General features: G+C 72.0%; 19 protein-coding genes and 2 pseudogenes. 12 read left to right on the forward strand and 9 right to left on the reverse strand.

The features are described 5' to 3' along the window. Positions 1-9: 9 nt before the first annotated feature. Entirely contained in the window at positions 10-2,013 is a 2,004-nt protein-coding gene (locus tag KBX63_RS21655) for a beta-galactosidase (protein ID WP_210913405.1), read from the reverse strand. Between the two features lie 284 nt (positions 2,014-2,297). Between KBX63_RS21655 and KBX63_RS21660 the strand changes: the two genes are divergently transcribed. From KBX63_RS21660 to KBX63_RS21690, 7 genes are all read left to right on the forward strand, one after another. Further along, the gene (locus KBX63_RS21660) at positions 2,298-3,623 is read left to right on the forward strand and encodes an ABC transporter substrate-binding protein (RefSeq protein WP_210913406.1); all 1,326 of its coding nucleotides are present in this window, start codon (positions 2,298-2,300) and stop codon (positions 3,621-3,623) included. Positions 3,624-3,644: 21 nt separating this feature from the next. After that, complete coding sequence (locus KBX63_RS21665; RefSeq protein WP_210913412.1) at positions 3,645-4,601, forward strand: carbohydrate ABC transporter permease; 957 nt, start codon at positions 3,645-3,647, stop codon at positions 4,599-4,601. Then, positions 4,598-5,509, forward strand: a complete 912-nt coding sequence (locus tag KBX63_RS21670; protein WP_210913413.1) for a carbohydrate ABC transporter permease — start codon at positions 4,598-4,600, stop codon at positions 5,507-5,509. Before KBX63_RS21665 ends, KBX63_RS21670 begins: the two co-directional genes overlap by 4 nt. Further along, positions 5,506-7,644, forward strand: a complete 2,139-nt coding sequence (locus KBX63_RS21675; protein ID WP_210913415.1) for an alpha-galactosidase — start codon at positions 5,506-5,508, stop codon at positions 7,642-7,644. Before KBX63_RS21670 ends, KBX63_RS21675 begins: the two co-directional genes overlap by 4 nt. A gap of 103 nt (positions 7,645-7,747) precedes the next feature. Next, entirely contained in the window at positions 7,748-8,149 is a 402-nt protein-coding gene (locus KBX63_RS21680; RefSeq protein WP_210913418.1) for a YciI family protein, read from the forward strand. A 3-nt stretch (positions 8,150-8,152) separates the two neighbouring features. Continuing rightward, positions 8,153-9,481 (forward strand): RNA polymerase sigma factor, encoded by a 1,329-nt coding sequence (locus KBX63_RS21685; RefSeq protein ID WP_210913584.1) that lies wholly within the window; start codon positions 8,153-8,155, stop codon positions 9,479-9,481. 260 nt (positions 9,482-9,741) lie between these two features. Further along, positions 9,742-10,062 (forward strand): multidrug efflux SMR transporter, encoded by a 321-nt coding sequence (locus KBX63_RS21690; protein ID WP_210913419.1) that lies wholly within the window; start codon positions 9,742-9,744, stop codon positions 10,060-10,062. A gap of 49 nt (positions 10,063-10,111) precedes the next feature. On the opposite strand, the gene KBX63_RS21695 is transcribed toward KBX63_RS21690, so the two are convergent. After that, the gene (locus tag KBX63_RS21695; RefSeq protein WP_210913421.1) at positions 10,112-11,485 is read right to left on the reverse strand and encodes a cellulase family glycosylhydrolase; all 1,374 of its coding nucleotides are present in this window, start codon (positions 11,483-11,485) and stop codon (positions 10,112-10,114) included. 377 nt (positions 11,486-11,862) lie between these two features. Between KBX63_RS21695 and KBX63_RS21700 the strand changes: the two genes are divergently transcribed. After that, a complete protein-coding gene (locus KBX63_RS21700) occupies positions 11,863-12,825 on the forward strand; it encodes a TIGR03557 family F420-dependent LLM class oxidoreductase (RefSeq protein WP_210913422.1) in 963 nt (320 codons plus the stop codon). Positions 12,826-13,115: 290 nt separating this feature from the next. On the opposite strand, the gene KBX63_RS21705 is transcribed toward KBX63_RS21700, so the two are convergent. The 7 genes and pseudogenes from KBX63_RS21705 to KBX63_RS21730 form a co-directional block, all read right to left on the reverse strand. Continuing rightward, positions 13,116-13,925 carry an endonuclease/exonuclease/phosphatase family protein gene (locus KBX63_RS21705; RefSeq protein WP_210913424.1) on the reverse strand — a complete coding sequence of 270 codons (810 nt, stop codon included), beginning with the start codon at positions 13,923-13,925 and terminating at the stop codon, positions 13,116-13,118. 8 nt (positions 13,926-13,933) lie between these two features. Further along, positions 13,934-15,424 (reverse strand): phosphatase PAP2 family protein, encoded by a 1,491-nt coding sequence (locus KBX63_RS21710; protein WP_210913426.1) that lies wholly within the window; start codon positions 15,422-15,424, stop codon positions 13,934-13,936. 81 nt (positions 15,425-15,505) lie between these two features. Further along, positions 15,506-16,507, reverse strand: a complete 1,002-nt coding sequence (locus KBX63_RS21715; protein WP_210913429.1) for a YihY/virulence factor BrkB family protein — start codon at positions 16,505-16,507, stop codon at positions 15,506-15,508. Then, positions 16,500-17,504, reverse strand: coding sequence for a diacylglycerol kinase family protein (locus KBX63_RS21720; RefSeq protein ID WP_210913431.1), 1,005 nt, complete (start codon positions 17,502-17,504; stop codon positions 16,500-16,502). The genes KBX63_RS21715 and KBX63_RS21720 overlap by 8 nt, the downstream gene beginning before the upstream one ends. Positions 17,505-17,653: 149 nt before the next feature. Further along, positions 17,654-17,833, reverse strand: a pseudogene (locus KBX63_RS36785) (Clp protease N-terminal domain-containing protein); the annotation flags it as partial. A 189-nt stretch (positions 17,834-18,022) separates the two neighbouring features. Then, a pseudogene (locus KBX63_RS36790) lies at positions 18,023-18,205 on the reverse strand (Clp protease N-terminal domain-containing protein); the annotation flags it as partial. Beyond that, a complete protein-coding gene (locus tag KBX63_RS21730; protein ID WP_074318164.1) occupies positions 18,205-18,441 on the reverse strand; it encodes an HTH domain-containing protein in 237 nt (78 codons plus the stop codon). The pseudogene KBX63_RS36790 and the gene KBX63_RS21730, both read right to left, overlap by 1 nt. A gap of 169 nt (positions 18,442-18,610) precedes the next feature. Between KBX63_RS21730 and KBX63_RS21735 the strand changes: the two genes are divergently transcribed. The 4 genes from KBX63_RS21735 (at position 18,611) to KBX63_RS21750 (ending at position 23,941) form a co-directional block, all read left to right on the forward strand. After that, positions 18,611-19,471, forward strand: a complete 861-nt coding sequence (locus tag KBX63_RS21735; RefSeq protein WP_210913436.1) for a universal stress protein — start codon at positions 18,611-18,613, stop codon at positions 19,469-19,471. A gap of 72 nt (positions 19,472-19,543) precedes the next feature. Then, positions 19,544-21,937 (forward strand): phosphoketolase, encoded by a 2,394-nt coding sequence (locus tag KBX63_RS21740; RefSeq protein ID WP_210913439.1) that lies wholly within the window; start codon positions 19,544-19,546, stop codon positions 21,935-21,937. 10 nt (positions 21,938-21,947) lie between these two features. Continuing rightward, positions 21,948-22,805 carry a universal stress protein gene (locus KBX63_RS21745; RefSeq protein ID WP_210913442.1) on the forward strand — a complete coding sequence of 286 codons (858 nt, stop codon included), beginning with the start codon at positions 21,948-21,950 and terminating at the stop codon, positions 22,803-22,805. A 140-nt stretch (positions 22,806-22,945) separates the two neighbouring features. Further along, the gene (locus tag KBX63_RS21750; RefSeq protein ID WP_247662842.1) at positions 22,946-23,941 is read left to right on the forward strand and encodes a nitroreductase; all 996 of its coding nucleotides are present in this window, start codon (positions 22,946-22,948) and stop codon (positions 23,939-23,941) included. The last annotated feature ends 51 nt before the right edge of the window (positions 23,942-23,992 follow it).

The following is a 23,992-nucleotide window of genomic DNA, read 5'->3' on the forward strand; positions in this document are numbered from 1 at the left end:
GTCACCGGGTCAGGCCGGTCCGTCGGCCCGGTCCTCCCGGACCACGGCCACCTCGCCGGCCGGCACTGTCAGCTCACCGGCGCACCCTGCTCCGGTCAACAACTCGGTGCCGGTCACCGCGAGCCGTACCTCGCTCTCGGTGTGGTTGATCGCGAACAGCCAGCTCCGCCCGCCGTCGCGACGCCGGACCACCTCCACCCCGGTCGGCGCCTGCGCCGCCGGGCGGACGCCGGCCTCGTCGACCAGCCGGGCGACCAGCCGGTCGGTGGCCGGCTCGTCCAGCCGGGTGCCGACGTACCAGGCGGCGCCCGCGCCGACCGGATGCCGGGTCAGCGCCGGCACGCCCGGCAGCGGCCCGTCAGCGTACGAGGTGAGGACCTCGGCGCCCTCCGGGTGGAGCCACTCGGTCCACACGTCGGCCGTGCTGCCGTCGTCCAGCCGCACCTGCTCGCCCTCGCGCAACGGGAAGAACTCCTCGGTCCGTACGCCGAGCAGCTCCCGGAACGCGCCCGGGTAGCCGCCCAACCGGATGTGGTCATTCTCGTCCACGATGCCGCTGAAGTAGGTGATCGCCGCGGTGCCACCGGCCTCGACGAACCGGCGCAGCGCGTCGGCGTCGGCATCGCGGACCAGGTAGAGAGTGGGTGCCAGGACCAGCCGGTAGCCGCTGAGGTCGGCGGACGGGTGGACGATGTCGGCGGTCACGCCGGCCCGCCACAGCGCGCCGTACAGGGCGGTCAGCCGGTCGGCGTAGCGGACGTCCACGCTGGGGTGCGAGTCCAACTCGACGCCCCACCACGCCTCCCAGTCGAACAGGATGGCCACCTCGGCGTCCACCCGGCTGCCGCGTACCTCGGCCAGCGCCTTGAGGTCCGCGCCCAGCTGGCAGACCTCGCGGAACACCTTGGTGTCCGGCCCGGCGTGCGGCACCAGCGCGGAGTGGAACTTCTCGGCGCCGGCCCGGGAGGCCCGCCACTGGAAGAACAGCACCCCGTCGGCACCCCGGGCGACGTGCGCGAGGCTGTTGCGGCGCAGCTGCCCCGGCAGCTTCGCCACGTTGCGCGGCTGCCAGTTCACCGCGCTGGTGGAGTGCTCCATCAGCAGCCACGGGTCGCCGCCCGCGACGCCGCGCGTGTGGTCGGCGGAGAGCGCCAACCCGAGGTGCGCCTGCGGGTCGGCGGCGGTCAGGTAGTGGTCGTTGGAGACCAGGTCCACATCGTCGGCCCAGGACTGGTAGTCCATGTGCTTGATGCCGGTGCCGATCATGAAGTTGGTCGTCACCGGCTGGCGGACCAGCGTCTTCAACAGCTCGCGCTCGGCGCGCAGTTGGGCCCGCTGCTCGTCGGAGGAGAAGCGCAGGAAGTCCAGCTGCTGGGTGGGGTTGGCGAAGGTCGGCGCGGTGCGCGGCGGGTTGATCTCGGCCCAGTCGCCGTAGCGCTGGCTCCAGAACGCGGTGCCCCAGGCGTCGTTGAGCCGGTCCAGGTCGCCGTAGCGCTCGCGCAGCCAGCCGCGGAACGCCTCGGCGCTGACGTCGCAGTAGCAGTGCACGTTGTGGCAGCCCAGCTCGTTGGAGACGTGCCACATCACCACCGCCGGGTGCTCGGCGTACCGGCCGGCGACCGCCCGGACCAGCTCCAGCGAGCGCTCGCGGAACACCGGGGAGCTGGGGCAGTACGCCTGCCGCCCGCCCGGCCAGAGGATCGCGCCGTCGGCCCGGCGGGGCAGCGTCTCCGGGTACGCGCGGGCCAGCCACGGTGGCGGGCTGGCGGTGGCGGTGGCCAGGTCGACCTGGATGCCGCCGTCGTGCAACAGATCGAGCACCCGATTCAGCCAGCCGAACTCGAACCGGCCCGGAGTGGGCTCCAGCAGGGCCCAGGAGAAGATGCCGACGGAGACCAGGTTGACCCCGGCCCGACGCATCAGCTCGACGTCCTCCGACCAGGTCTGCTCGGGCCACTGCTCGGGGTTGTAGTCGCCGCCGAAATAGATGCCGTCGCCCTGCCATCGCCGCATGAGAGCTGAGATTGCACCTGGCAACCCACGGAAGTCAACAGGTTCAAACATCGATTTCTTTTCCAACGTTTACCACGTAACAGCCGTGTCACGACTGGGTTCCGGGCGGCGAACTGCCCTCTTGACAGCGCTCGCCGGACGGGTAGCTTGAGGCCCCAATGGCCGTTCGTGTTCGCCAATGTGGATTCTCGGGGGATCCCGATGTGTGATCACGCCGCCGGATCTGCCTTCACCACCCCTGACGGCCCTTGGGCGTAGCACCTCTTCATCCGCAGGAGGCACAGATGTCCCGTCCCCGATCCCAAGCCGAATACCTGGCTCGGCTCGTACCGCCCTCCGTAGCCGGCATCAACCGACGCTCGCTGCTGGCCGGCGCGGCCGGCACGGGCGCGCTGCTCGGCACTGGCCTGCTCGCCGGCTGCGGCGACGACTCCGGCGGGTCCGACTCGAAGGAGGTGTCCCTCGGCTCGAACCAGTCCGACGCGAAGCCGAAGGACGTCCTCGCCAAGGTCACCGACGGTTTCAAGACCTCGTCCGGCGTCCAGGTCGCGGTGAACACGGTCGACCACAACACGTTCCAGGAAAACATCAACAACTATCTGCAGGGCAAGCCGGACGACGTGTTCACCTGGTTCGCCGGCTACCGGATGCGCTTCTTCGCCCAGAAGGGCCTGGCCAGCGACGTCAGCGACGTGTGGGGCAAGCTCTCCGGCTACTCCGACGCCTTCAAGAAGGCGTCCACCGGGGACGACGGCAAGCAGTACTTCGTTCCGGCGTCGTACTACCCGTGGGCGGTCTTCTACCGCAAGTCGGTATGGCAGCAGTACGGCTACCAGACGCCGAAGACCCTCGACGACTTCACCACGCTGGCCGGCCAGATGAAGAAGGACGGCCTGACCCCGATCGCCTTCGCCGACAAGGACGGCTGGCCGGCGATGGGCACCTTCGACATCCTCAACCTGCGGATCAACGGCTACCAGTTCCACGTCGACCTGATGGCCGGCAAGGAGGCCTGGACCTCCGACAAGGTCAAGAAGATCTTCGACACCTGGGCCGGCCTGCTCCCCCTGCACCAGCCGGACAGCCTCGGCCGCACCTGGCAGGAAGCCGCGCAGTCGTTGCAGCAGAAGAAGAGCGGCATGTACCTGCTCGGTCTCTTCGTCGGCCAGCAGTTCAGCAACGAGGAGCAGAACGACCTCGACTTCTTCACCTTTCCGGAGATCGACCCGGTGATCGGCGCCAAGGCCCTGGACGCCCCGATCGACGGCTACATGATGGCCCGCAAGCCCAAGAACGAGGACAACGCCCGGAAGCTGCTGGAGTACTTCGGCGGCAAGGCAGCCGCGGACATCACGGTCAAGAACGACCCGGCCACCCTGGTCGCCAACACCGGCGCGGACGTCAGCGGCTACACCGCCCTGCAGAAGAAGGCAGCCGAAGTGGTCGGGTCGGCCACCGAGATCGCCCAGTTCCTCGACCGGGACACCCGGCCGGACTTCGCCTCCACGGTGATCATCCCGGCGCTCCAGCAGTTCATCAAGGACCCCAAGGACATCGGCGGGCTCACCTCGAGCATCGAGAACCAGAAGAAGTCGATCTTCACCGACTGACGGCGGAAGGGGGAGGACATCGTGTCCGACCTGCCCCTGATCCAAGCGGATCGCGCCGTGCCGCCGCCGGCCGCGACCACCTCCACGGGTGGTCGTCGCCGGCGGCTACGGCTCCTGTCCCGCACCGACCGCGTGGTCATCACGCTGATGGTGCTCGTCCCGCTGCTGCTCGTCACCGGATTCGTCTGGCTGCCGGCTGTGGCCACCGTGCTGCTCTCCGGCACCAACTGGGACGGCATCGGCCCTCTGAACGAGATCGAGTTCGTCGGCGCCCGCAACTACAGCGACGTGGTGAACATCTACCCGCCGTTCGTGCCGGCGATCCAGCACAACCTGCTCTGGCTGGCGGCGCTGTTCGTCGTCGCGACCCCGTTCGGCATGTTCCTGGCCGTCCTGCTCGACAAGGAGCTGCGGGGCAGCCGCTTCTACCAGACCGCGCTCTACCTGCCGGTGGTGCTCTCGCTGGCGTTGATCGGCTTCGTCTGGCAGCTGCTCTACTCCCGCGACCAGGGTCTGATCAACGCCGTGTTCGGCAGCAACGTCGACTGGTACGGCGACTCGAGCGTCAACATCTGGGCGGTCATGGTCGCCTCCGGCTGGCGGCACGTCGGCTACATCATGCTGCTCTACCTGGCCGGGCTGAAGGGCGTCGACCCGTCGCTGCGGGAAGCCGCCGCGGTCGACGGCGCCTCGGAGAGCCGGACGTTCTTCCGGGTGGTGTTCCCGGTGATGCGGCCGATCAACATCATCGTGCTGGTGGTGACGGTGATCGAGTCGCTGCGCGCGTTCGACCTGGTCTGGGTGGTCAACAAGGGCCGTAACGGGCTGGAGCTGATCTCCGCGCTGGTCACCCAGAACGTGGTCGGTGAGGCGAGCCGGATCGGATTCGGCTCGGCGCTGGCGACCATCATGCTGGTCGTCTCGCTGGTCTTCATCACCATCTACCTGGCGACCGTGATGAGGGAGAACCGGCAATGAGCACCGCGACCGCGACCCGGCGTACCGAGGACGGGGTCGAGGCCCCGGCCCGCCGCAAGCTGACCCCGCTGCGGCTGCTGCTGCACGGTTTCCTCATCACCGTCGCGCTGACGTGGCTCTTCCCGATCGCCTGGGCGGTGCTCACGTCGCTGCGCTCCTACGAGTACACCGCCGCCAACGGCTACGCCTCGTTCGGCGGCTGGACCCTCGACAACTACGTCACCGCCTGGCGGACCGCGGAGTTCGGCAAGCACTTCCTCAACTCGGTGTACATCACCGTGCCGGCGGTGCTGCTGACGCTCTTCCTCGCCTCCTGCGTGGCGTTCGTCATCGCCCGGTTCAGCTGGAAGCTCAACCTCGTGCTGCTCGGGGTGTTCACCGCCGCCAACCTGCTGCCCCAGCAGGCGCTGCTCATCCCGCTGTTCCGGCTGTTCACCGAGGTGCCGCTGCCGGAGTTCATGAGCGACTCGGAGCTGCTCTACGACAGCTACTGGGGTCTGATCCTGATCAACGTGGCCTTCCAGTGCGGGTTCTGCGTCTTCGTGCTCAGCAACTACATGAAGGCGTTGCCGCGCGACCTGTACGAGGCGGCGATGGTCGACGGGGCGAGCATCTGGCGGCAGTACTGGCAGGTCACCATGCCACTGTGCCGGCCGGCCCTGGCCGCGCTGGCGACCCTGGAGGTGACCTGGATCTACAACGAGTTCTTCTGGGCCACCGTCCTCATGCGCACCGGTGACAAGTTCCCGGTGACGAGCTCGCTGAACAACCTGCGCGGCGAGTTCTTCACCGACAACAACCTGGTCTCGGCGGGCAGTGTGCTCGTCGCGATCCCCACTCTGGTGATCTTCTTTATGCTCCAGCGGCACTTCGTCCGGGGCCTGACCTTGGGAGCCTCCAAAGGATGACGATCCTGCACCTGCGCCACGCGCGGACCAGCCTGGTGCTCGACGCGCGCGGCCCGGGGCTGCCCCGGGTCGCGCACTGGGGCGGCGACATCGGCGACCTCGACGACGACGGCCTGCGCCAGCTCGTGGACGCGACCGTGCCGCCGGTGGTGTCGAGCAGCTTCGACGAGCCCACCGTGCTCTCCCTGCTGCCGGAGCCGAGCGCCGGCTGGAGCGGCCGGCCGGGGCTGGCCGGGCACCGCGACGGCACCGGCTGGTCCACCGCGTTCCGCCTGGACGGCCTCGACGTCGACGCAGTCGCCGACGGGGGCCCGGCACGGGTGACCGTACGGGCCAGCGACCCGGCCGCACGGCTGTCCCTGACCATCGAGATCGAGGTGGACCCGACCGGGTTGCTGCTGTTGCGCCACCGGCTGCGCAACGACGGCGACGACGCGTACGAGCTACGGGAGCTGACCCCGGTGCTTCCGGTGCCGGCGGTCGCCACCGAACTGCTCGACCTGACCGGCCGGTGGTGCCGGGAACGGTCCCCGCAACGGCACTCGTGGCAGTTGGGCAGCTGGGTGCGCGAAGGCCGGCACGGGCGCACCGGGCACGACGCCACCCTGCTGCTGGTGGCCGGCACCGCCGGGTTCGGCTTCGGCCACGGCGAGGTCTGGGCGGTGCACACCGCGTGGAGCGGCGACCACGTCACCTTCGCCGAGCGCCGGCCCACCGGCGAGTCGACCCTCGGCGGCGGCGAGCTGCTGGCCCCCGGCGAGGTCCGGCTGGGCCCCGGCGAGTCGTACGCCACTCCCCTGCTCTACGCGGTCTGGTCCGACGCCGGGCTGGACGGACTCAGCGACGTGCTGCACACCCACCTGCGGGCCCGGCCCCGGCACCCACGCTCCCCCCGCCCGGTGACCCTGAACGTCTGGGAAGCGGTCTACTTCGACCACGACCTGGAACGGCTGCGGGCGCTCGCCGACCGGGCCGCGCAGATCGGCGTCGAGCGGTTCGTGCTTGACGACGGCTGGTTCCGCGGCCGGCGCGACGACACCGCCGGGCTCGGCGACTGGTTCGTCGACGAGGGCGTCTGGCCGGACGGCCTGCAGCCGTTGATCGACCACGTGACCGGCCGGGGTCTGGAGTTCGGCCTCTGGGTGGAGCCGGAGATGGTCAACCCCGACTCCGACCTCTTCCGCGCGCACGCCGACTGGTTGCTGGCCGTGCCGGGGCGGCTGCCGCCGCTCTGGCGCAATCAGCAGGTGCTCGACCTGGGCCGGCCGGAGGCGTACGACTACCTGTTGGAACGGCTCGACAAACTCCTCACCGAGCATCCCGGCATCAGCTACCTCAAGTGGGACCACAACCGGGACCTCACCGAGGCCGGGCACCACGGCCGCCCCGGGGTGCACGGGCAGACCAAGGCGGTCTACCGGCTCCTCGACGAGCTGCGCCGCAGCCACCCCGGCGTGGAGATCGAGAGCTGCGCGTCCGGTGGCGCCCGGGTGGACCTGGGCATCCTGGCGCGCACCGACCGGGTCTGGGCCAGCGACTGCAACGACGCCCTGGAACGGCTCAGCATCCAGCGCTGGACCGGGCTGTTGCTGCCGCCGGAGCTGGTCGGCACGCACGTCGGGCCGGAACGCTCGCACACCACCAACCGGGTGCACGACCTCGGCTTCCGGGCAGCCACCGCGCTCTTCGGCCACCACGGCATCGAGTGGGACATCGCGTCGATCAGCGCCGCCGAGCAGGCCGAGCTGGCCGCCTGGGTCGCGCTGCACAAGCGGCTGCGTCCGCTGCTGCACGCCGGGCGCGTGGTCCGGGTCGACCATCCGGACCCGGCCGTCTGGGCGCACGGCGTGGTCGACCACGACGGCACCAGAGCGGTGTACGCGGTGGCCCGGCTGGCCACGTCGGTGGCGCAGTCCCCGGGCGCGGTCCGGCTGCCCGGTCTGGACCCGGGCCGGCGTTACCTGGTGCGACCGGTGTCGGACGTGCCGGCCCCGGCGACCGGCGACCGGTCCGCGCCGGTCTGGCTGGCTGGCGGCGTGACGCTCAGCGGGGCGGCACTGGCCCGGGTGGGCGTGCAGCTGCCCGCGTTGCACCCGGAGCAGAGCCTGGTGCTGGAGGTTGACGCGGTCAGCTGAAAAGATTCGGGGATTCTTTGACCGGGGTGTCGAGAACCGCGTCGTCTGCTTCTACCTCAGGGTGAGAGCACCGACGATGGTGCGCAGGCGTGAGGAGCGAACGATGAAGTACATGCTGCTGATGCAGTTCAGCGCCGCCGGGACCGACTTCCCGGGCATCGACACCTGGACTCCGGCGGAGGTCGAGGCGCACCTCGCTTTCATGGGCGAGGTCAACGACAAGCTGACCGCCGCCGGGGAGTGGGTCGACGGGCAGGGCCTCGGCGGCCCGCAGCAGGCGCGGATCGTCCGCGCCGGTGAGGGCGGGACCCCGGTGGTCACCGAGGGGCCGTTCGCCGAGACGAAGGAGTTCCTCGCCGGCTTCTGGATCGTCGACTGCGACAGCCCGCAGCGGGCGGTGGAGCTGGCCGCGTACATCTCCACCGCGCCCGGCCCCGGGGGCCGGCCGCTGAACATGCCGCTCGAGGTGCACCCGATCATGTCCGCCCCGCCTCAGGAGCTGTGAGGGCTGACCGCCACCGATCCCCGCATCGAGGACCTGCTGCGCGAGCTGGCGCCGCAGGTCCTCGGCGTGCTCGCCCGCCGGTTCGGTGACTTCCCCACCGCCGAGGACGCGGTGCAGGAGGCGCTGCTGGCCGCCGCGACCCAGTGGCCGGCGGACGGGCTGCCGGCGAACCCGCGCGGCTGGCTGATCCAGGTCGGCTACCGCCGGATGATCGAGCTGGTCCGCGGCGAGCAGGCGCGGCGCCGCCGCGAGGACCTGGTCGCCCGCCGGGACCCGGACGACCGACAGCACGCGCCCGCGGCGGACGAGGAGCTGACCAGCGAACGGGACGACACCCTGGTCCTGCTCTTCCTCTGTTGCCACCCGGCGCTCACGCCCGCGTCGGCCGTCGCGCTGACCCTGCGCGCGGTCGGTGGGCTGAGCACCGCCGAGATTGCCCGCGCGTTCCTGGTGCCCGAGGCGACCATGGCGCAACGGATCAGCCGGGCCAAGCAGCGCATCCGCTCCTCCGGGCTGCCGTTCCGGATGCCGGAGCAGGCGGAGCGGGCCGACCGGCTGGCCGCCGTGCGGCAGGTGCTCTACCTGATCTTCACGGAGGGGCACACGAGTACCGCCGGCCCGGACCTGCGCCGGGTCGACCTGGCGGTGGAGGCGATCCGGCTGACCCGTGCGCTGCACACGCTGCTGCCCGGCGACAGCGAGTCGGGCGGTCTGCTGGCGTTGATGCTGCTCACCGAGGCGCGCAGCCCGGCGCGGACGGGGCCATCCGGCGAGCTGATCCCGCTGGCCGACCAGGACCGCACCCGCTGGGACGCGGCGGCGATCGCCGAGGGCGTCGCGCTGGTCACCCGGGGGCTGCCGCGCGGGCCGGTCGGCCCGTACCAGGTGCAGGCCGCCATCGCCGCGCTGCACGACGAGGCACCGAGTGCCGGGGCGACCGACTGGCCGCAGATCCTGGCGCTCTACGGGGTGCTGGACCGGCTCTCCGGCAGCCCGGTGGTGGCGCTCAACCGGGCCGTGGCGACCGCCATGGTGCACGGGCCGGCAGCCGGCCTGGCCGCTCTCGACGCGCTGGCCGACGACCCGCAGTTGGCCGGGCACCACCGGCTCTCCGCCGCCCGCGCGCACCTGCACGAGATGGCCGGCGACCGGGCCCGGGCGATCGCCGACTACCGGGACGCCGCCGGGCGGACGAGCAGCCTGCCCGAGCAGCGCTATCTCATGATGCGGGCGGCCCGGCTCGCCGTTGAACCCGGATCGACCACCGCCGCCGCGCCCACGCCGACCGCCGCCGCGCCGGCGCCTGACCGTGCCGAACAGGGCGCAAGCTGACGTCGCACCCGGTCCAGACCGAGTCGGAAGGCCGGATGGGAAGCTCGACCTGGGGGCCGGAGCAGCTACCTGGACCGCCCTTTGGAGCTGATGTCGTCAGCGATTCACCCCGCCGGCAGGTGGCCGGGTCTGAATCGTTTGTGACATCAGCTCCAAAGGGACTGGATGACATCCACCCGGACGGCGCGGACGCCGCACCGGAGCAGGCGGCGCTAGCCTGACCACCGACGACCCACCGAGCATTCAGGACCGAGGACCGCATGGCGTACGTGCTGCTGGGGATCGCCATCGCCGCCGAGGTGCTGGCCACCAGCCTGCTCAGGACCACCGCCGGATTCACCCGGCTCGGGCCGACGTTGGCGTGCCTCGGCGGTTACCTGCTGGCGTTCATCCTGCTGGCCCAGGCCGTCAAGGAGATCCCGGTGGGCGTCGCGTACGCCCTCTGGTCGGGTCTGGGCACCGCCACCATCGTGGCGATCGGAGCGGTGTTCCTGGACGAGCCGGTCGGACTGGCCAAGCTCGCCGGCATCGCGCTGATCATCGCGGGGGTGGTCATCGTGAACCTGGCCGGAGATCACTGACCACGACAGGTGACCGGGCCCGGTGCGGACCCGGCCACCCGCGCGTCGCTCAGCTCGCGGTGCAGCTCACCTCCGGCCTGGCGTTGCTGCCGGTCCAGCTGGCGATGAAACCGAAACTGGTGCTGGCACCGGCGGCCAGACGGCCGTTGTAGTCCACGTTGCGCGCGGTCACCGCGGCTCCGCTGCTGGTCAGCGTCGTGTTCCAGGACTGGCTGACGCTCTGCCCGTTGGCGAAGGACCACCGGGCGTTCCAGCCGGTGATCGCGGTCGCGCCAGCGGTCACCCGCACCTCACCCTGGAAACCGCCCTGCCACTGGTTGGCCACCGTGTACGTCGCCGTGCACCCACCGGCCGGCGGGGGCGTCGGGGGTGGCGTGGTCGGCGGGGGCGTGGTTGGCGGGGGCGTGGTTGGCGGGGGCGTGGTGGGCGGTGGAGTGCCGCCGAAGACACTGGCCTCGCGGGCGGTCTGCCGGATGCCGTTGGCGCCGTTGAAGATCCGCTGACCCCAACTGGTCAGGCTGGCCGGGTTGAAGGCGGTGGCCATGTCGAGATACTCCACGCCACCGCCGTTGCCGCTCCACGACCAGCCCAGCCAGCCGATCCCGTTGGCCTGGCTGTAGGCGAGGATGGTGTCCTCGTCCGGGTCCCCGTCGGAGTGGTTGAAGCCGAACTCGCCGATCACGATGGGCAGGCCGGTCGCCCGGAAGCGGCCCAGGTAGTCGGTGATCTCCGCGGCGGTGTCGAAGACCCCGTACATGTGGATGGAGAAGACGGTGTTGCGGGCCGGGTCGGCGGCGAAGACCGAGGCGGCGTTGTCGCGCATGGTGAACGACCAGTCCTGCCCCCAGTTCGGCGCGTCCACCATGATCGTGTGGGTCAGCCCGCCAGCGCGGAGCCGGCTGATCGCGTTGGCGTTGTCGGTGGCCCAGGAGGCGTAGTTCTGGTTGCCGTACGGCTCGTTGCCGATGTTGACGATGACGTACTTTTCCTGGCCGGCGAGGACGTCGGCGAGACCGAGCCAGTAGTCGACGGCCCGGGCGAGGGTGATCGCGCCGCTCTGCTCGCCGTAGCCGGTGGTGTCATGCACCTCCAGCACACAGATCAACCGGTTGGCCTTGCACAGCGAGATGACGTTGGCGACGTCGGCGTTGGTGTTCCGGGTCCACCGGTCGCCGCTGGAGAGCACCACCCGCACGGTGTTCGCGCCGAGCGCCTTCACGTCGGCGAACGAGCTGGTCTGCTGCGGGTACCAGGTGTGCGCGTGGTTGACCCCGCGCATGATGAATTCGGTGCCGTTGGCGTCGTACAGCTTGCCGCCCGCGACGGTGAAACCGGCCGCGGCGTGCGCCGGCTGGCCGACTGCCAACAGGGCGACGAGCAGCGCGAGCAGGGCCGCGCCGGCGGCGGAGAGTCGAGTCTTCATGGCCTTCCTCAGGGAGGACCCCCGGTGCCCGACAGGGGTGGGACGTGACAGGGCAAGGCGACTGCAGCCCGACAGCCGCCGCCCGGATCCCGGCGGCACGCATCAGCGTAGGGCGATGGATGGGTCGGCGCAACCGGTTCAGTGGCCGGGCCGCAGCTGGCGGACAGCCGTGACGGCCCACGCGAACGCGGGCCGCCACGGGGCGGTCATCCCCACCACAGGATGTGCGCCACACCGGGACTCTTAACCGGTTAAGAGCGACGGTAGGCAGGTCACCGCCATCCGTCAAGCACCGCCCTTCCGAACCGGACGGGAGGGTTGACCGCTGCCGACCTGGGTATCCCGGGACGATCCGTCGGCGGGAAGGAGACACCAGAATGGTCAGCGTCGGCTACACCCTGATGTGCGAGCAGGCCGGTCCGAAGCAACTGGTCGACCACGCGGTACGGGCCGAGGCTGCGGGCTTCGACCAGCTGGTGATCTCCGATCACTACTACCCCTGGTTGGATGCCCAGGGCCACTCCCCGTACGCCTGGTCGGTGCTCGGCGCGGTCGCCCACGCCACCTCCCAGGCGGAGCTGATGTCCTTCGTGACCTGCCCGATCCGCCGCTACCACCCGGCCGTGGTCGCGCAGAAGGCCAGCACGATCGGAGCGCTCTCGGACGGCCGGTTCACCCTCGGCCTCGGTGCCGGGGAGAACCTCAACGAGCACGTGGTCGGTGGCTGGCCGCACGTGCAGCAGCGGCACGAGATGTTCGAGGAGGCCCTGCAGATCATCCGGCCGCTGCTCAACGGCGAGTCGCTGAGCTTCTCCGGCAACCACTTCGACGTGCCCGACGCCTACGTCTGGGACCGCCCGGAGCAGCCGGTCTCGATGGCCGTCGCCGCCTCCGGCCGACAGTCCGCCACCCTGGCCGCCGAGTACGGCAACGGCATCGTCGCCACCGAGCCCGACCGGCACATCATCGAGATGTACGACGACGCCGGCGGCGCCGGCCAGCCGCGCTACGGGCAGGTGGCCATCTGCTACGGCCCGGACGAGGCCGAGTGCCGCAAGATCGTGCACGACCAGTTCCGCTGGTTCGGGCTGGGCTGGAAGGTCAACGCCGAGCTGCCGGGCCCGGACTCCTTCGCCGCCGCCACCCAGTTCGTCCGCGAGGAGGATGTCGCCGAGGGCATCCCCTGCGGCCCGGACGTGGACGCGCACGTCGAGGCGTTCCGCAAGTTCGCCGACGCCGGCTTCACCCACGTGGCGATCGTCCAGGTCGGCGGAGAGACCCAGCCGATGTTCCTGGACTGGGCGCAGGAGCAGTTGCTGCCCCGGCTGCGCGCGCTGTGAGGTTCACCCCCGCCGGGCGGGACGAGGTGGTCCGGCTGGTCCCCGACGCCATCCGCCACCTCCTCGCTCCCGCTCCCGCTCCCGCTCCCGCTCCCGCTCTCACACTGACGGACAGGTGAACCCATGCGCTTTGGCAACACGGAGATCCGCCCGCTCGGCGGGGGCCTCGGCTGCCTCCTGATGATCCTCTTCTCGATCGTGGCCTCGATCGTGCTGACCGTCCTGCTCAACGTGGTCCTCTGACCCCGCCCCGGGCCCGTGCGTTGCGGGCCGGGGACGCCGGGCCCGACTCAGGCCGGGTCGAGGTCCAGCTCGGCGACGACGGGGTAGTGGTCGGAGGCGGTGTCGGCGTCCCCGTCGCGGACCACCCGGACGTACCGCGTCCGCGCGGCCACCGCTGACGAGCCGAACAGGTAGTCCAGCCGCATCCCGGCGAACTCCGCCCCGCCGAACCGGGTGGGTACGGTGAGGCCGTCCGGCTCCGGTGCTCCGGTGGCGCACGAGAGCCAGAGGTCGACCAGGCCGGCGGCCAGCAGCCGGGCGACAGCCCGGGTGTCCACGCCGCCGCCGGCCCGCCGCAGGTGACGCCGCCGGTAGAGGGCGGGCATCCCGGCCAGGCGCGTGGTGTGGTCGACGGTCGGGTCGAGCGAGTTGAGGTCACCGGTGACCAGCGCCAGCGGTCCCTGGGCGCGTCGCACCGCGGCCACCAGCCAGTCGACCTCCATCCGACGCCGTCCGCTGGAATACGGATGGAGGTGGGTGCCGAGCACGGTCAGCGGGCCGGCCGAGGTGGCCACCACGACGCTGGCGGCGGCGTGGTGGAACGGCCGGCGCAGCACCCCCGCGGAGACGACCCGCAGCGGCGGCCGGACCAGCACCGCCACCGGCTGCCCGAAGCAGGACCGGGCCAGGTGCGGTGTCATCCCCAGCCGACCGGCGACCTCGGCCAGGAGTCCGTTGCGGTCGAAGCCACGCAGCTCCTGCAGGGCCAGCACGTCCGGCGCCTGCGTGGTGACGACCCGGACCACCGGATCCAGCCGGTCGGTGCCGCCCCGGTCCCGGCCGCCGGTGCGGATGTTCCAGGTCATCACTCGCAGCACGGCGACGCTCAGTCGGCCCGGCCGGCTCGGGCCAGCTCGTCGTCGAGGGCGCCCACGTCCTCCGACTCGATGCTCGGCCGGTTTCCTTCCCGCACGTCGGCGTTCGGCCGAATGACCAGGTAGAGCAGCCCGATCCAGAGCACGGAGAGCAGGATCGCGCCCATGAAGTCGGTCGGGTGGTGCATCCCCCGGTACATCCGCGAGGTCGCCACCCCGACCGGCATGATCACCGCGAGCGCCACGAAGACCCAGCGCCACCAGCGGTCGGTGCGCGGCAGCACGATGACGGCGATGGCCAGCCAGACGCAGATGGTCGCCGCGATGTGCCCGGACGGGAAGGAGGAGGTGGGCATCTGGCCGTCCAGGTTCTCCACCGCCGGGCGCGGCCGGTCGACCGCCCGGGCGGAGGCGAGGAAGAGGGTCAGCTCGCCGACCATCGCCAGCGCCACGAAGAGCACCGGCCGCCACCGTCGCCACACCGCCAGCACCAGCGGACAGAACACCAGCGAGATCAGCAGGATCGCGTGCGTGTCGCCGAACTTGCTCCACCACCAGCTCACCTCGGTCAGCACGCCGGTGTGCCGGTCGGCGAACCAGCGCGGCACCGCGGTGTCGAGGGTGTCGAAGAAGGTGCCCTTGGCGTGGTAGCTGACGTACGTGCCGAAGCCGTACAGCGCCCCGAAGACCAGCACCCAGCCGACCAGCAGCTCGGCCACCGCCGAGCGGGGGTGGGCCAGCACGTGCTCCTCGGCGGAGGCGGGGGCGATGTCGTGCCCGGCCTCCGGTTCCAGGCCTTCGGTCAGCGGCGCCACCGGCCGGCCCCGCTCGCGGCGCCACAGCCGGAACGCGTACGCGGTGACGCCCAGCCAGGCGGCGCCGAGCAGCCAGCCGGCCAGCACGTCGGAGATGAAGTGCACGCCCAGCGCGATCCGGGTCAGCCCGACCAGCGCCACCAGCACGACCGCACCGGCGATCGCCGGCTTGCGCCAGCGTGGCGCCATCGCCGGCAGGAACACCAGCAGCAGCGCACCGTACGCGACGAACGACCCGAGCGCGTGCCCGCTCGGGAAGCTGTTGCCCGGCGCGCTGGCGATCGGCACGTCCACCACCGGGCGGAGCCGACCGACCAGCGTCTTCAGGGACGGGTCGAGGATCAGCCCGCCGACCCCAGTGATGATCAGATAGACGGCCAGCCGTGGCTGCCGCCGGATCAGCAGCCCGACCACGGCGATGGTGACAAGCCAGATGAGGATCGGCCGGCCGCCCAGGTCGGTCACCGCCTGGAGCACGGTGACCAGCGCGTGGTGCGGGGCGACGAGATCGTTGAACCACTCGGCGACCGCGTGGTCGGCGTCCTGCAACGGGCTCCACCGCACCCGGACGAGCAACAACAGCAGCCCGAAGGCCACCCCGGCGCCGGTGACGGCCACCAGACCGGCGATGCTCCGCTCGGCGAAATGCCCGATCGGACGCCGCGCCACCTCTTTGACCGCGGTCACCCCGCACCTCCCTTGTCTACTGGCGAGGCGCTTTACCCGATCGGCGCCGTGCGTACACGCGAGGGCCGCGCGGGGGGCGGGCTACAGGGAGGTCATGTTCCCGGTGTCGAAGAGCTCGGCGCGGTCGGCCTCGGGCTCCCACAGGTCCGGTTGGGCCGGCTCCCGCACACCGATGCGCAGGGCCTCCAGCTGTGCGGCGAAGGCCAGCCCGCCGAAGAGCGCCATGCCGGTGAGGTTGGCCCAGAGCAGCAGCGCCATCATCCCGGTCAGCGCGCCGTAGGTCTGCCCGAAGCCGTCGCTGAACCGCACGTACGCGGCGAGCAGCAGGCTGGCGAGCCACCACAGCGCCGTGGCGATGCCGGCGCCGAAGAACAGCCAGGACAGGCCGGGTTGCCTGCGGCGCGGCGCGCGCCGGAACAGCACCGCCACGGCGAGCACGGTCAGCGCGAGGCTCAACGGGAAGCGGACCACCGTCCAGATGCCGTTGGCGACCTCACCCCACTCGTAGTGCTCCCGCACCGAGTCGCCCATCGCGCCGCCGCCCACCAGGATCAGGAAGCCGGCGAGCGCGGGCAGGCCGGCGGTGACGGCCAGCACGGCGGCGCGGAGGTACTTCCACAGCGCCGGGCGGTCCCGCTCCACGCCGTAGATCCGGTTGGCGCCCCGTTCGATCTGGGCCATCGTGGTGGTCAGCGCGACCAGCCCGGTGAGCAGACCGAGGGTGAGCGCCAACTCGCCGGCGTCCTCGACGCGTTCACCCTCGCCGAGCAGCTCGGCCACCACCTGCTCACTCTGGCCGGGGGTCAGCGCCAGCACGGTGTCGGCGACCACGCGGCCGCCCTCCTCGACGCCCAGCTCGCTGATCAGGCCGGTGAGGGCGATCAGGAACGGCACCACGGCCAGGCAGAGTTGCAGCGCGAACGCCCGCGAGTGGCTGAACCCGTCGCCGTAGCGGAACCGGATGAAGGCGTCCCGCAGCAGGTGCCAGCCGCCCTGGCGACGTAGCGTGTGCCAGGCGTCGTCGGCGGAGAGCTCCTCGTCGGCCATCAGCCGGGTCTCCGGCACGATCCGGGTGCTACTCACGGCGCGCTTCCTCGATCAGCTGCTCGCCCCGCTCTCCGGCCTTCTGCGCGTCGACAGCCAGGTCGGGGGCGTCCTCGGGCTGTGGCACGCAGAGCCAGAGCGCCTGGGGACGCACCGCCGCCCGCAACTGCCGGCCCGGCGAGATGAGGTCGCCGTCCAGCTCCCGGGGCTGGGCCCGGTTGCTGGTGACCACCACGCGCCGCCCGCGGAACACCTCCATCTGCGGCACCCGGCCGTTGCGGCGGATCACCGCCCAGCCGAGCGCGAGCCAGTGCCGCAGGTTTCGCGGGGTGAGCACCGCGATGTCGAGCCAGCCGTCGTCCGGCTCGGCCTCGGTGAGCAGCCGCACGCCGCCTTGGAGTCGGCCCACGTTGGCGATCAGCACCGAGCGGGCCCGGCGGCGCACCGGCGGCCGGTCGTCGATGCGGATCTGCACCCGCATCGGCCGGTCCCGCAGGTGCCGGGCGGCGCCCACCACGTACGCCGGCCAGCCGATGCGGGCCTTGGTCGTCTCGGAGGTGGCGGCGAGCATCTGGGCGTCGAAGCCCATTCCGGCCATCACCGTGAAGTACCGGTCCTCGACGGCGCCGACGTCGAGCAGCCGCCGGCCGCGCTCGATGGCGACCTGGAGCCCGGCGGCCATGTCGGTGGAGAGACCCAGGTTGGCGGCGAGCAGGTTGCCGGTGCCCTGGGGCAGCACGGCCAACGCCACGTCGGTGCCGACCAGGCCGCTGACGCAGGACATCACGGTGCCGTCGCCGCCGCAGGCGAAGACCAGATCGACGCCGGCCTTGACGGCCTGCTCGGTCTGGCCCCGGCCCGGGTCGTCGATGGTGGTCTCGAACCACTGCGGCTCGGGCCAGCCGGCGGCGGCCAGGGCGTCGTTGACGGTGCGGCGCAGGTCGTCGAGATCGGCGACCTTAACCGGGTTGACCACCACGGCGGAACGCAGCCCACCGTCGCCGCCCGAGGGCCGCCTGTCCTGTCCAGCATCCACGGCGCCAGTGTGCAGCACCGGGGCGCCTTCAGCGAGCCCACGAGCGGCCGGCGTCGGAAGTGCCACAGACAGGTTTCAAGCCGACCGTCACCGTTCACCGCAGCGCGCCTGTCAGCGCGTTGTCAGGCCGCCGTCCGCAGCGCGCTCTCCACCCGTCGGCGCAGGTCGTCGAGGTCGACCCCGGCCTCCGTGAGCACCAGTGCACCCAGCCCCTGCCCCTCGCGGAGCACCCCGAGCAGGATGTGTTCGGTGCCGATGTGGCGGTGGCGCAGCCGCAGCGCCTCGCGCAGCGACAACTCCAGCGCCTTCTTCGAGCGGGGCGAGAACGGCCCGCCCAGGAACCGCCGGCGGCCCCAGCGGCGCCGCGGTGCCGGCACGGCCTCGCGCAGGGCGTCCGGGCCGAAGGACTGCTCGATGCGGGCCACGATCGCGGCCAGGTCGATGCCGATTTCCCGCAGTGCCGCCGCGTCGGCGTCACCGAGGCCGGCGCCACCGCTGGCGGTGTGCCGGCGGACGCGCTCTCGCAGGTCGTCGGCGCGTACGCCGACGTCGGCGAGCACCCGGCTGGCCAGACCCGCCTCGTCGGCGGTCAGGGCGAGCAGCAGGTGCTCGGTGCCGACCGGGCGCTGGCCCTCGGTCCGCGCCTCCTCCAGCGCCCGCCGCACGACCTCGCGCGCCCGGTCGGTGAACCGTTCGAACATCACGCCTCCCAGGATTGATTGACCGCCGGCCGCCCGGCGTGCTTCTTGTGGACCGCCTGCCGGCTGACCTCGAGCGCGTCGGCGATCTCCTGCCAGGACCAGCCCTGTCGACGGGCGTTGTCCACCTGGACCACCTCGAGCCGCTCGAGCAGCCGACGCAGCGCGCGGACGGCGCGCAGCCCGACCCGGGGGTCGGTGCTGCCGGCTGCCGCCGCGAGTTCCGTCGCCTGACTCATGCCGTCAACATACGTTGACAGCGCCACTCGTGTCAACCCTCGTTGACGAGCCGCCGCCATCACGTCCGACGGCGCGACCCGATCCGGCCCGCCGCCGTCACCGTCCGACTACCCTCGGTCAGGGACAGCGTGGTCGTGCCCGGGCGCGACGCCCGGGAGGTGATGTCGGATGGCCGCATCCGCCGATGCAGCGGTGCTGGTTGGCCTCGGCTCGGACCACGACCTCCCAGTCCTTCACCAGGCCGCGCAGGAGGCCGCCGCGCACGGCCGGCCACTGCACCTGCTGCACACCTTCGACTGGCACGAGGCCTTCGCCGCGGACACCGTCGCCGCACCCCGGGACCACGCCGAGGATCTGATCACGCGGGGCGCGCAGCTGGCCCACGAGATCGAGCCGGGGCTGACCGTCCGCGGCGAGATCGTCGAGGGCCGCCTGTTGTCCATCCTGATCCGTCGATCGGAAGCGGCCTTCCTGCTCGCGGTCGGCGACAGCGGGATGGCCGGCAGCGGCAAGTGCATCCCGTCCGACACGTCCGCCGTACAGCTGGCCGCGCGGGCCGGCTGCCCGCTGCTGGTGGTCCGCCAACAGCAGCCGCCGCCGGGCCCGGTGCTGGTCGGGGTGGACGGGTCGCCCAGCTCGACCCTCGCTCTGGAGTGGGCCTTTGAGTGCGCGGCCCGGCGCTGCACCCGACTGCTGGCGCTGCGGGTGGTGGAGCCCGACGAGGACACCGACATGGTCACCGACCAACTGGCCGAGGTCGTGGCCCGGTTCGCCGCCCGTCGGACGGACGTGGAGTCCGAGTCCCGCGTCATCCGTGGCGATCCCGGCCAGGTGCTGGTGGACGTGTCCCGCTCGGCGCAGGTCGCGCTGGTCGCCGCCCGGGGCGACGAACCGGGCGGCGGGATGCTGGGGGCGGTCGCCCAGTCCGTGCTCTACCATTCCCCGGCCCCTGTGATCGTCGTCCGGGGGCTGGCCGAGGCCCCGCTCACCGGGCCCGGCGCCCGCCCGAACCGGGCCCAACGGCCCTGACCTCGGGGCGCAGGCGACGGCGAGGCTGGACGTCGGATGCCCCACTCCCCGATCTGCGAGAGGCTCAGCATCATGGACACCGCACTCGATCCAAACCGGTCGATCACCGACGACGAGCTGCGCCGGCTGCACGCCTACTGGCGCGCCGCGAACTACCTCACCGTCGGGCAGATCTATCTGCTCGGCAACCCGCTGCTACGGGAGCCACTGACCCCCGACGACATCAAGCCACGGCTGCTCGGGCACTGGGGCACCAGCCCCGGGCTCAACCTGATCTACGCCCACCTCAACCGGGTGATCGTGGCGCGCGACCTGAACGCCATGCTCGTCACCGGCCCTGGGCACGGCGGCCCGGCCATCGTGGCCAACACCTGGCTGGAGGGCAGCTGGTCGGAGCGCTACCACGACGTGTCGCGCGACGAGGCGGGGATGGCCCGGCTGTTCCGCCAGTTCTCCTTCCCCGGCGGCATCCCCAGCCACGTGGCGGCGGAGGTGCCGGGTTCGATCCACGAGGGCGGCGAGCTGGGGTACGCGCTGAGCCACGCCTACGGCGCCGCCTTCGACAACCCCGACCTGGTGGTGGCCTGCGTGATCGGCGACGGCGAGGCGGAGACCGGGCCGCTGGCCGGCAGTTGGCTCTCCAACGTCTTTCTCAACCCGGCCCGCGACGGCGCGGTGCTGCCCATCCTGCACCTCAACGGCTACAAGATCGCCAGCCCGACCGTACTGGCCCGGATCCCCGAGGCGGACCTGCTCGACCTCATGCGCGGCTCGGGCTACGAGCCGTACGTGGTGGCCGGCGACGACCCTGCCCAGGTGCACCGCACCCTCGCCGCGACGCTGGACCGGACGCTGGACGAGATCGCCGCGATCCAGCGGAGGGCGCGCTCCGGCGGCGTCGTCGAACGTCCCCGCTGGCCGATGATCATCCTGCGGACGCCGAAGGGCTGGACCGGCCCGCGCGAGGTCGACAGCAAGGAGGTGGAGGGCACCTACCGCGCCCACCAGGTGCCGCTGTCGCAGGTACGCGACAACCCGGCGCACCTGGCCGAGCTGGAGCACTGGCTGCGCAGCTACCGGCCGGAGGAGCTGTTCGACGCGACCGGCGCGCCGGTGGACGAGCTGCGGACGCTGCCGCCGCGTGGCGACCGGCGGATGAGCGCCAACCCGGTCACCAACGGCGGCGTGGTGCTCCGCGACCTGACGCTGCCCGACTTCCGCGAGTACGGCGTGGAGGTGCCCCACCCGGGCGAGCCGATGGCCGGCGCGACCGGGGTGCTCGGCCCGTGGATCCGGGACGTCATCGCCGCCAACCCGCAGACGTTCCGGCTGTTCGGCCCGGACGAGATCGCCTCCAACCGGCTGGACGCCGCCTTCGGGGCTACCGACCGGGCCTGGATGGCGGGCACGGTGCCGGACGATGACCACCTCTCCCCCGACGGCCGGGTGATGGAGGTGCTCTCCGAGCACCTGTGCCAGGGCTGGCTGGAGGGCTACCTGCTGACCGGCCGGCACGGCGTGTTCACCAGCTATGAGGCGTTCATCCACATCGTCGACTCGATGCTCAACCAGCATGCCAAGTGGCTGAAGGTGACCCGGGCCATCCCCTGGCGGCAGCCGCTCGCCTCGTTGAACTATCTGCTCTCCAGCCACGTCTGGCGCCAGGACCACAACGGCTTCTCCCACCAGGACCCGGGCTTCATCGACCACGTGGTCAACAAGAAGGCCGAGGTGGTCCGGGTCTACCTGCCGCCGGACGCCAACACCCTGCTCGCCACGATGGACCACTGCCTGCGCAGCCGGCACTACATCAACGTGGTGGTGGCCGGCAAGCAGTCGGCACCGAACTGGCTGACGATGACCGAGGCGATCCAGCACACCCGGCGTGGCCTGGGCATCTGGGAGTGGGCCAGCAACGACGGCGGCGCCGAGCCGGACGTGGTCCTCGCCTGTTGCGGGGACGTGCCCACCCTGGAGACGCTGGCCGCCGCCGAACTGCTGCGCCAGCATCTCCCGGAGCTGAAGGTGCGACTCGTCAACGTGGTGGACCTGATGCGGCTCCAGCCGGACACCGAGCACCCGCACGGCCTGACCGACAGAGAGTTCGACACCATCTTCACCGAGGACCGCCAGATCATCTTCGCGTACCACGGCTATCCGTGGCTGATCCACCGGCTCACCTACCGCCGTACGAACCACGAGAACCTGCACGTGCGCGGCTACAAGGAGGAGGGCACCACCACCACCCCGTTCGACATGGTGATGCTCAACGACCTGGACCGCTTCCACCTGGTCATCGACGTCATCGACCGCGTGCCCGGGCTGGCCGCCCGCGCCGCGCACCTGCGCCAGCAGATGGTCGACGCCCGGCAGTCGGCCCGCGACTACACCCGCCGGTACGGCCAGGACGACCCACAGGTCGCGGAGTGGCGCTGGGTCCGCGAGACCGACCCGACCAACCCCTGAGGAGAACGACGTGCGTGACGCGGAGATCCTGGTCGGCTACGACGGCTCGACCGACGCCTCGGTGGCCCTGGACTGGGCGCTGGACGAGGCCGAGCAGAGCGGCCAGCCGGTGCGGCTGGCGTACGTCTTCGAATGGCTGACCGTGGCCGGCTGGGTCGGCCCGGGCGTGGCGCCCGGCGTCTGGCCGGACGACACCGCACGGCGGCAGGTGGAGCAACTGGTCCGGGATGCGGCGGCGCAGGCCGCCGCCGCGCATCCCGGGCTCGCGGTCACCGGCGAGGTGTACGACGGCCCGCCCGCCCTGGTGTTGCAGGAACGCTCGGCCGAGGCCGGCCTGCTGGTGCTCGGCAGCCGCGGCCACGGCGGATTCGGTGGGCTGCTCGCCGGGTCGACGGCGGTGGCGGTCGCCGCGCACGGGCACTGCCCGGTCGTGGTGGTCCGGGGCGGGGCCGGCGGTGCGCCGACCGACGCGTCGGGCGGACCGGTGGTGGTCGGCGTGGACGGCTCCGAGCCGTCGCTGGTGGCGCTCGGCTTCGCCGCCGAACGCGCGGCCCGCCGGCGGGCGCCCCTGCGCGTCCTGCGGGCGTGGACGCCCGGCCCCGGCGGGGCGGCCGGAGTGCCGGACGAGCGGGCGGCGGTGGAGGAGACGCTGGAGCCGTGGCGGCGGACGTACCCCGAACTGGCCGTGACCGTCGACCTGGTCCCGGGCAGCCCGGCGGCCATGCTGATCGAGGCGAGCCGCGACGCGCGGCTGGTGGTGGCCGGCAGCCGGGGCCGGGGCGGGCTGGCCGGCATGCTGCTGGGCTCGGTCAGCCAGCAGTTGATCCAGCACGCCCACTGCCCGGTCGCGGTCGTCCGGGAACGCTGACCCCGGGGGCGTAACGACCCGACCTGCCCGGGACCTACGACCCCTGCGCGCCGCCGTGGGATGCCGCAGGATGGAGCGGCAAGCCACGCAGAGCACCGCCGCCCGAGGCACGGACGGGCAGAGACGGAGAGGTCGTGACGATGAGTCAGGAAGGCCAGCTGACCACCGCGCTGGCGGAGGCCGCCGCCACCGCCGGCCACGCCCCCTCGGTGCACAACACCCAACCCTGGCGCTGGCGGGTGCTGCCCGACGCGTTGGAGCTGCGCATGGTCCGCGACCGCCAGCTCGCGGCCACCGACCCGGAGGGTCGGCTGCTCGCCCTCAGCTGCGGCGCGGCCCTGCACCACGCCCGGCTGGCGCTGGCCGCCGAGGGGTGGCGCGCGGTGGTGGAGCGGCTGCCCGACCCGCGCGACGGCGAGCTACTGGCCCGGCTGACCACCCTGGACCGCGCGGAGGTCGACCCGGACGCCATGCGGATGGTGCAGTGCATGCAGATTCGGCACACCGACCGGCGGCCGGTCAGCGACGAACCGGTGCCCACCGCCGCGATCGGGGAGGTCACGCGAGCGGTCACCGCTGAGGGCGGCCGGTTGCAGATCCTCGACCGCGACCAGGTGCTGGAACTGGCCGCCACCGCCGCGCACGCCGACACGGTCGAGGCCGAGGATCCGGCGCTGCGCGCCGAGCTGGCGTACTGGACCAGCCGGGCGGGCACCGGCACCGGGCTGCCGCCGGAGGTGCTGCCCGAGCAGCCTCCGCAGACCACCGTGCCGGCGCGCGACTTCGGCCGCCCCGGCAGCCTTCCGGTCGGCGGCGGCCACGACCGCACGGCGGTGTACGCGCTGCTGCACGGCGACGAGGACGAACCGGACAGCTGGCTGCGCGCCGGCGAGGCGCTCTCCGCCGGCTGGCTGACCGCCACGCGGCTCGGCGTGTCGGTGGTGCCGCTCAGCGCGGTGGTGGAGGTGCCGGGCACCCGGCAGACCCTGCGTCAGCTGCTCGCCGGCCTCGGCTTCCCGTACCTCGTGCTGCGGTTGGGGATCGCGGACCCGGCACACGCAGGCCCGCCGCCCACCCCGCGGCTGACCACCGAGCAGGTGGTCGACACCTCCGCGGTCCGCGGCGAGCGGGGCTGACGGGTCCGGGCACCACGATCACCGGCGATACCATCACGCGGTGACCAGCAC

The organism is Micromonospora sp. U21 (assembly GCF_018070045.1).
Taxonomy (GTDB): Bacteria; Actinomycetota; Actinomycetes; order Mycobacteriales; family Micromonosporaceae; genus Micromonospora.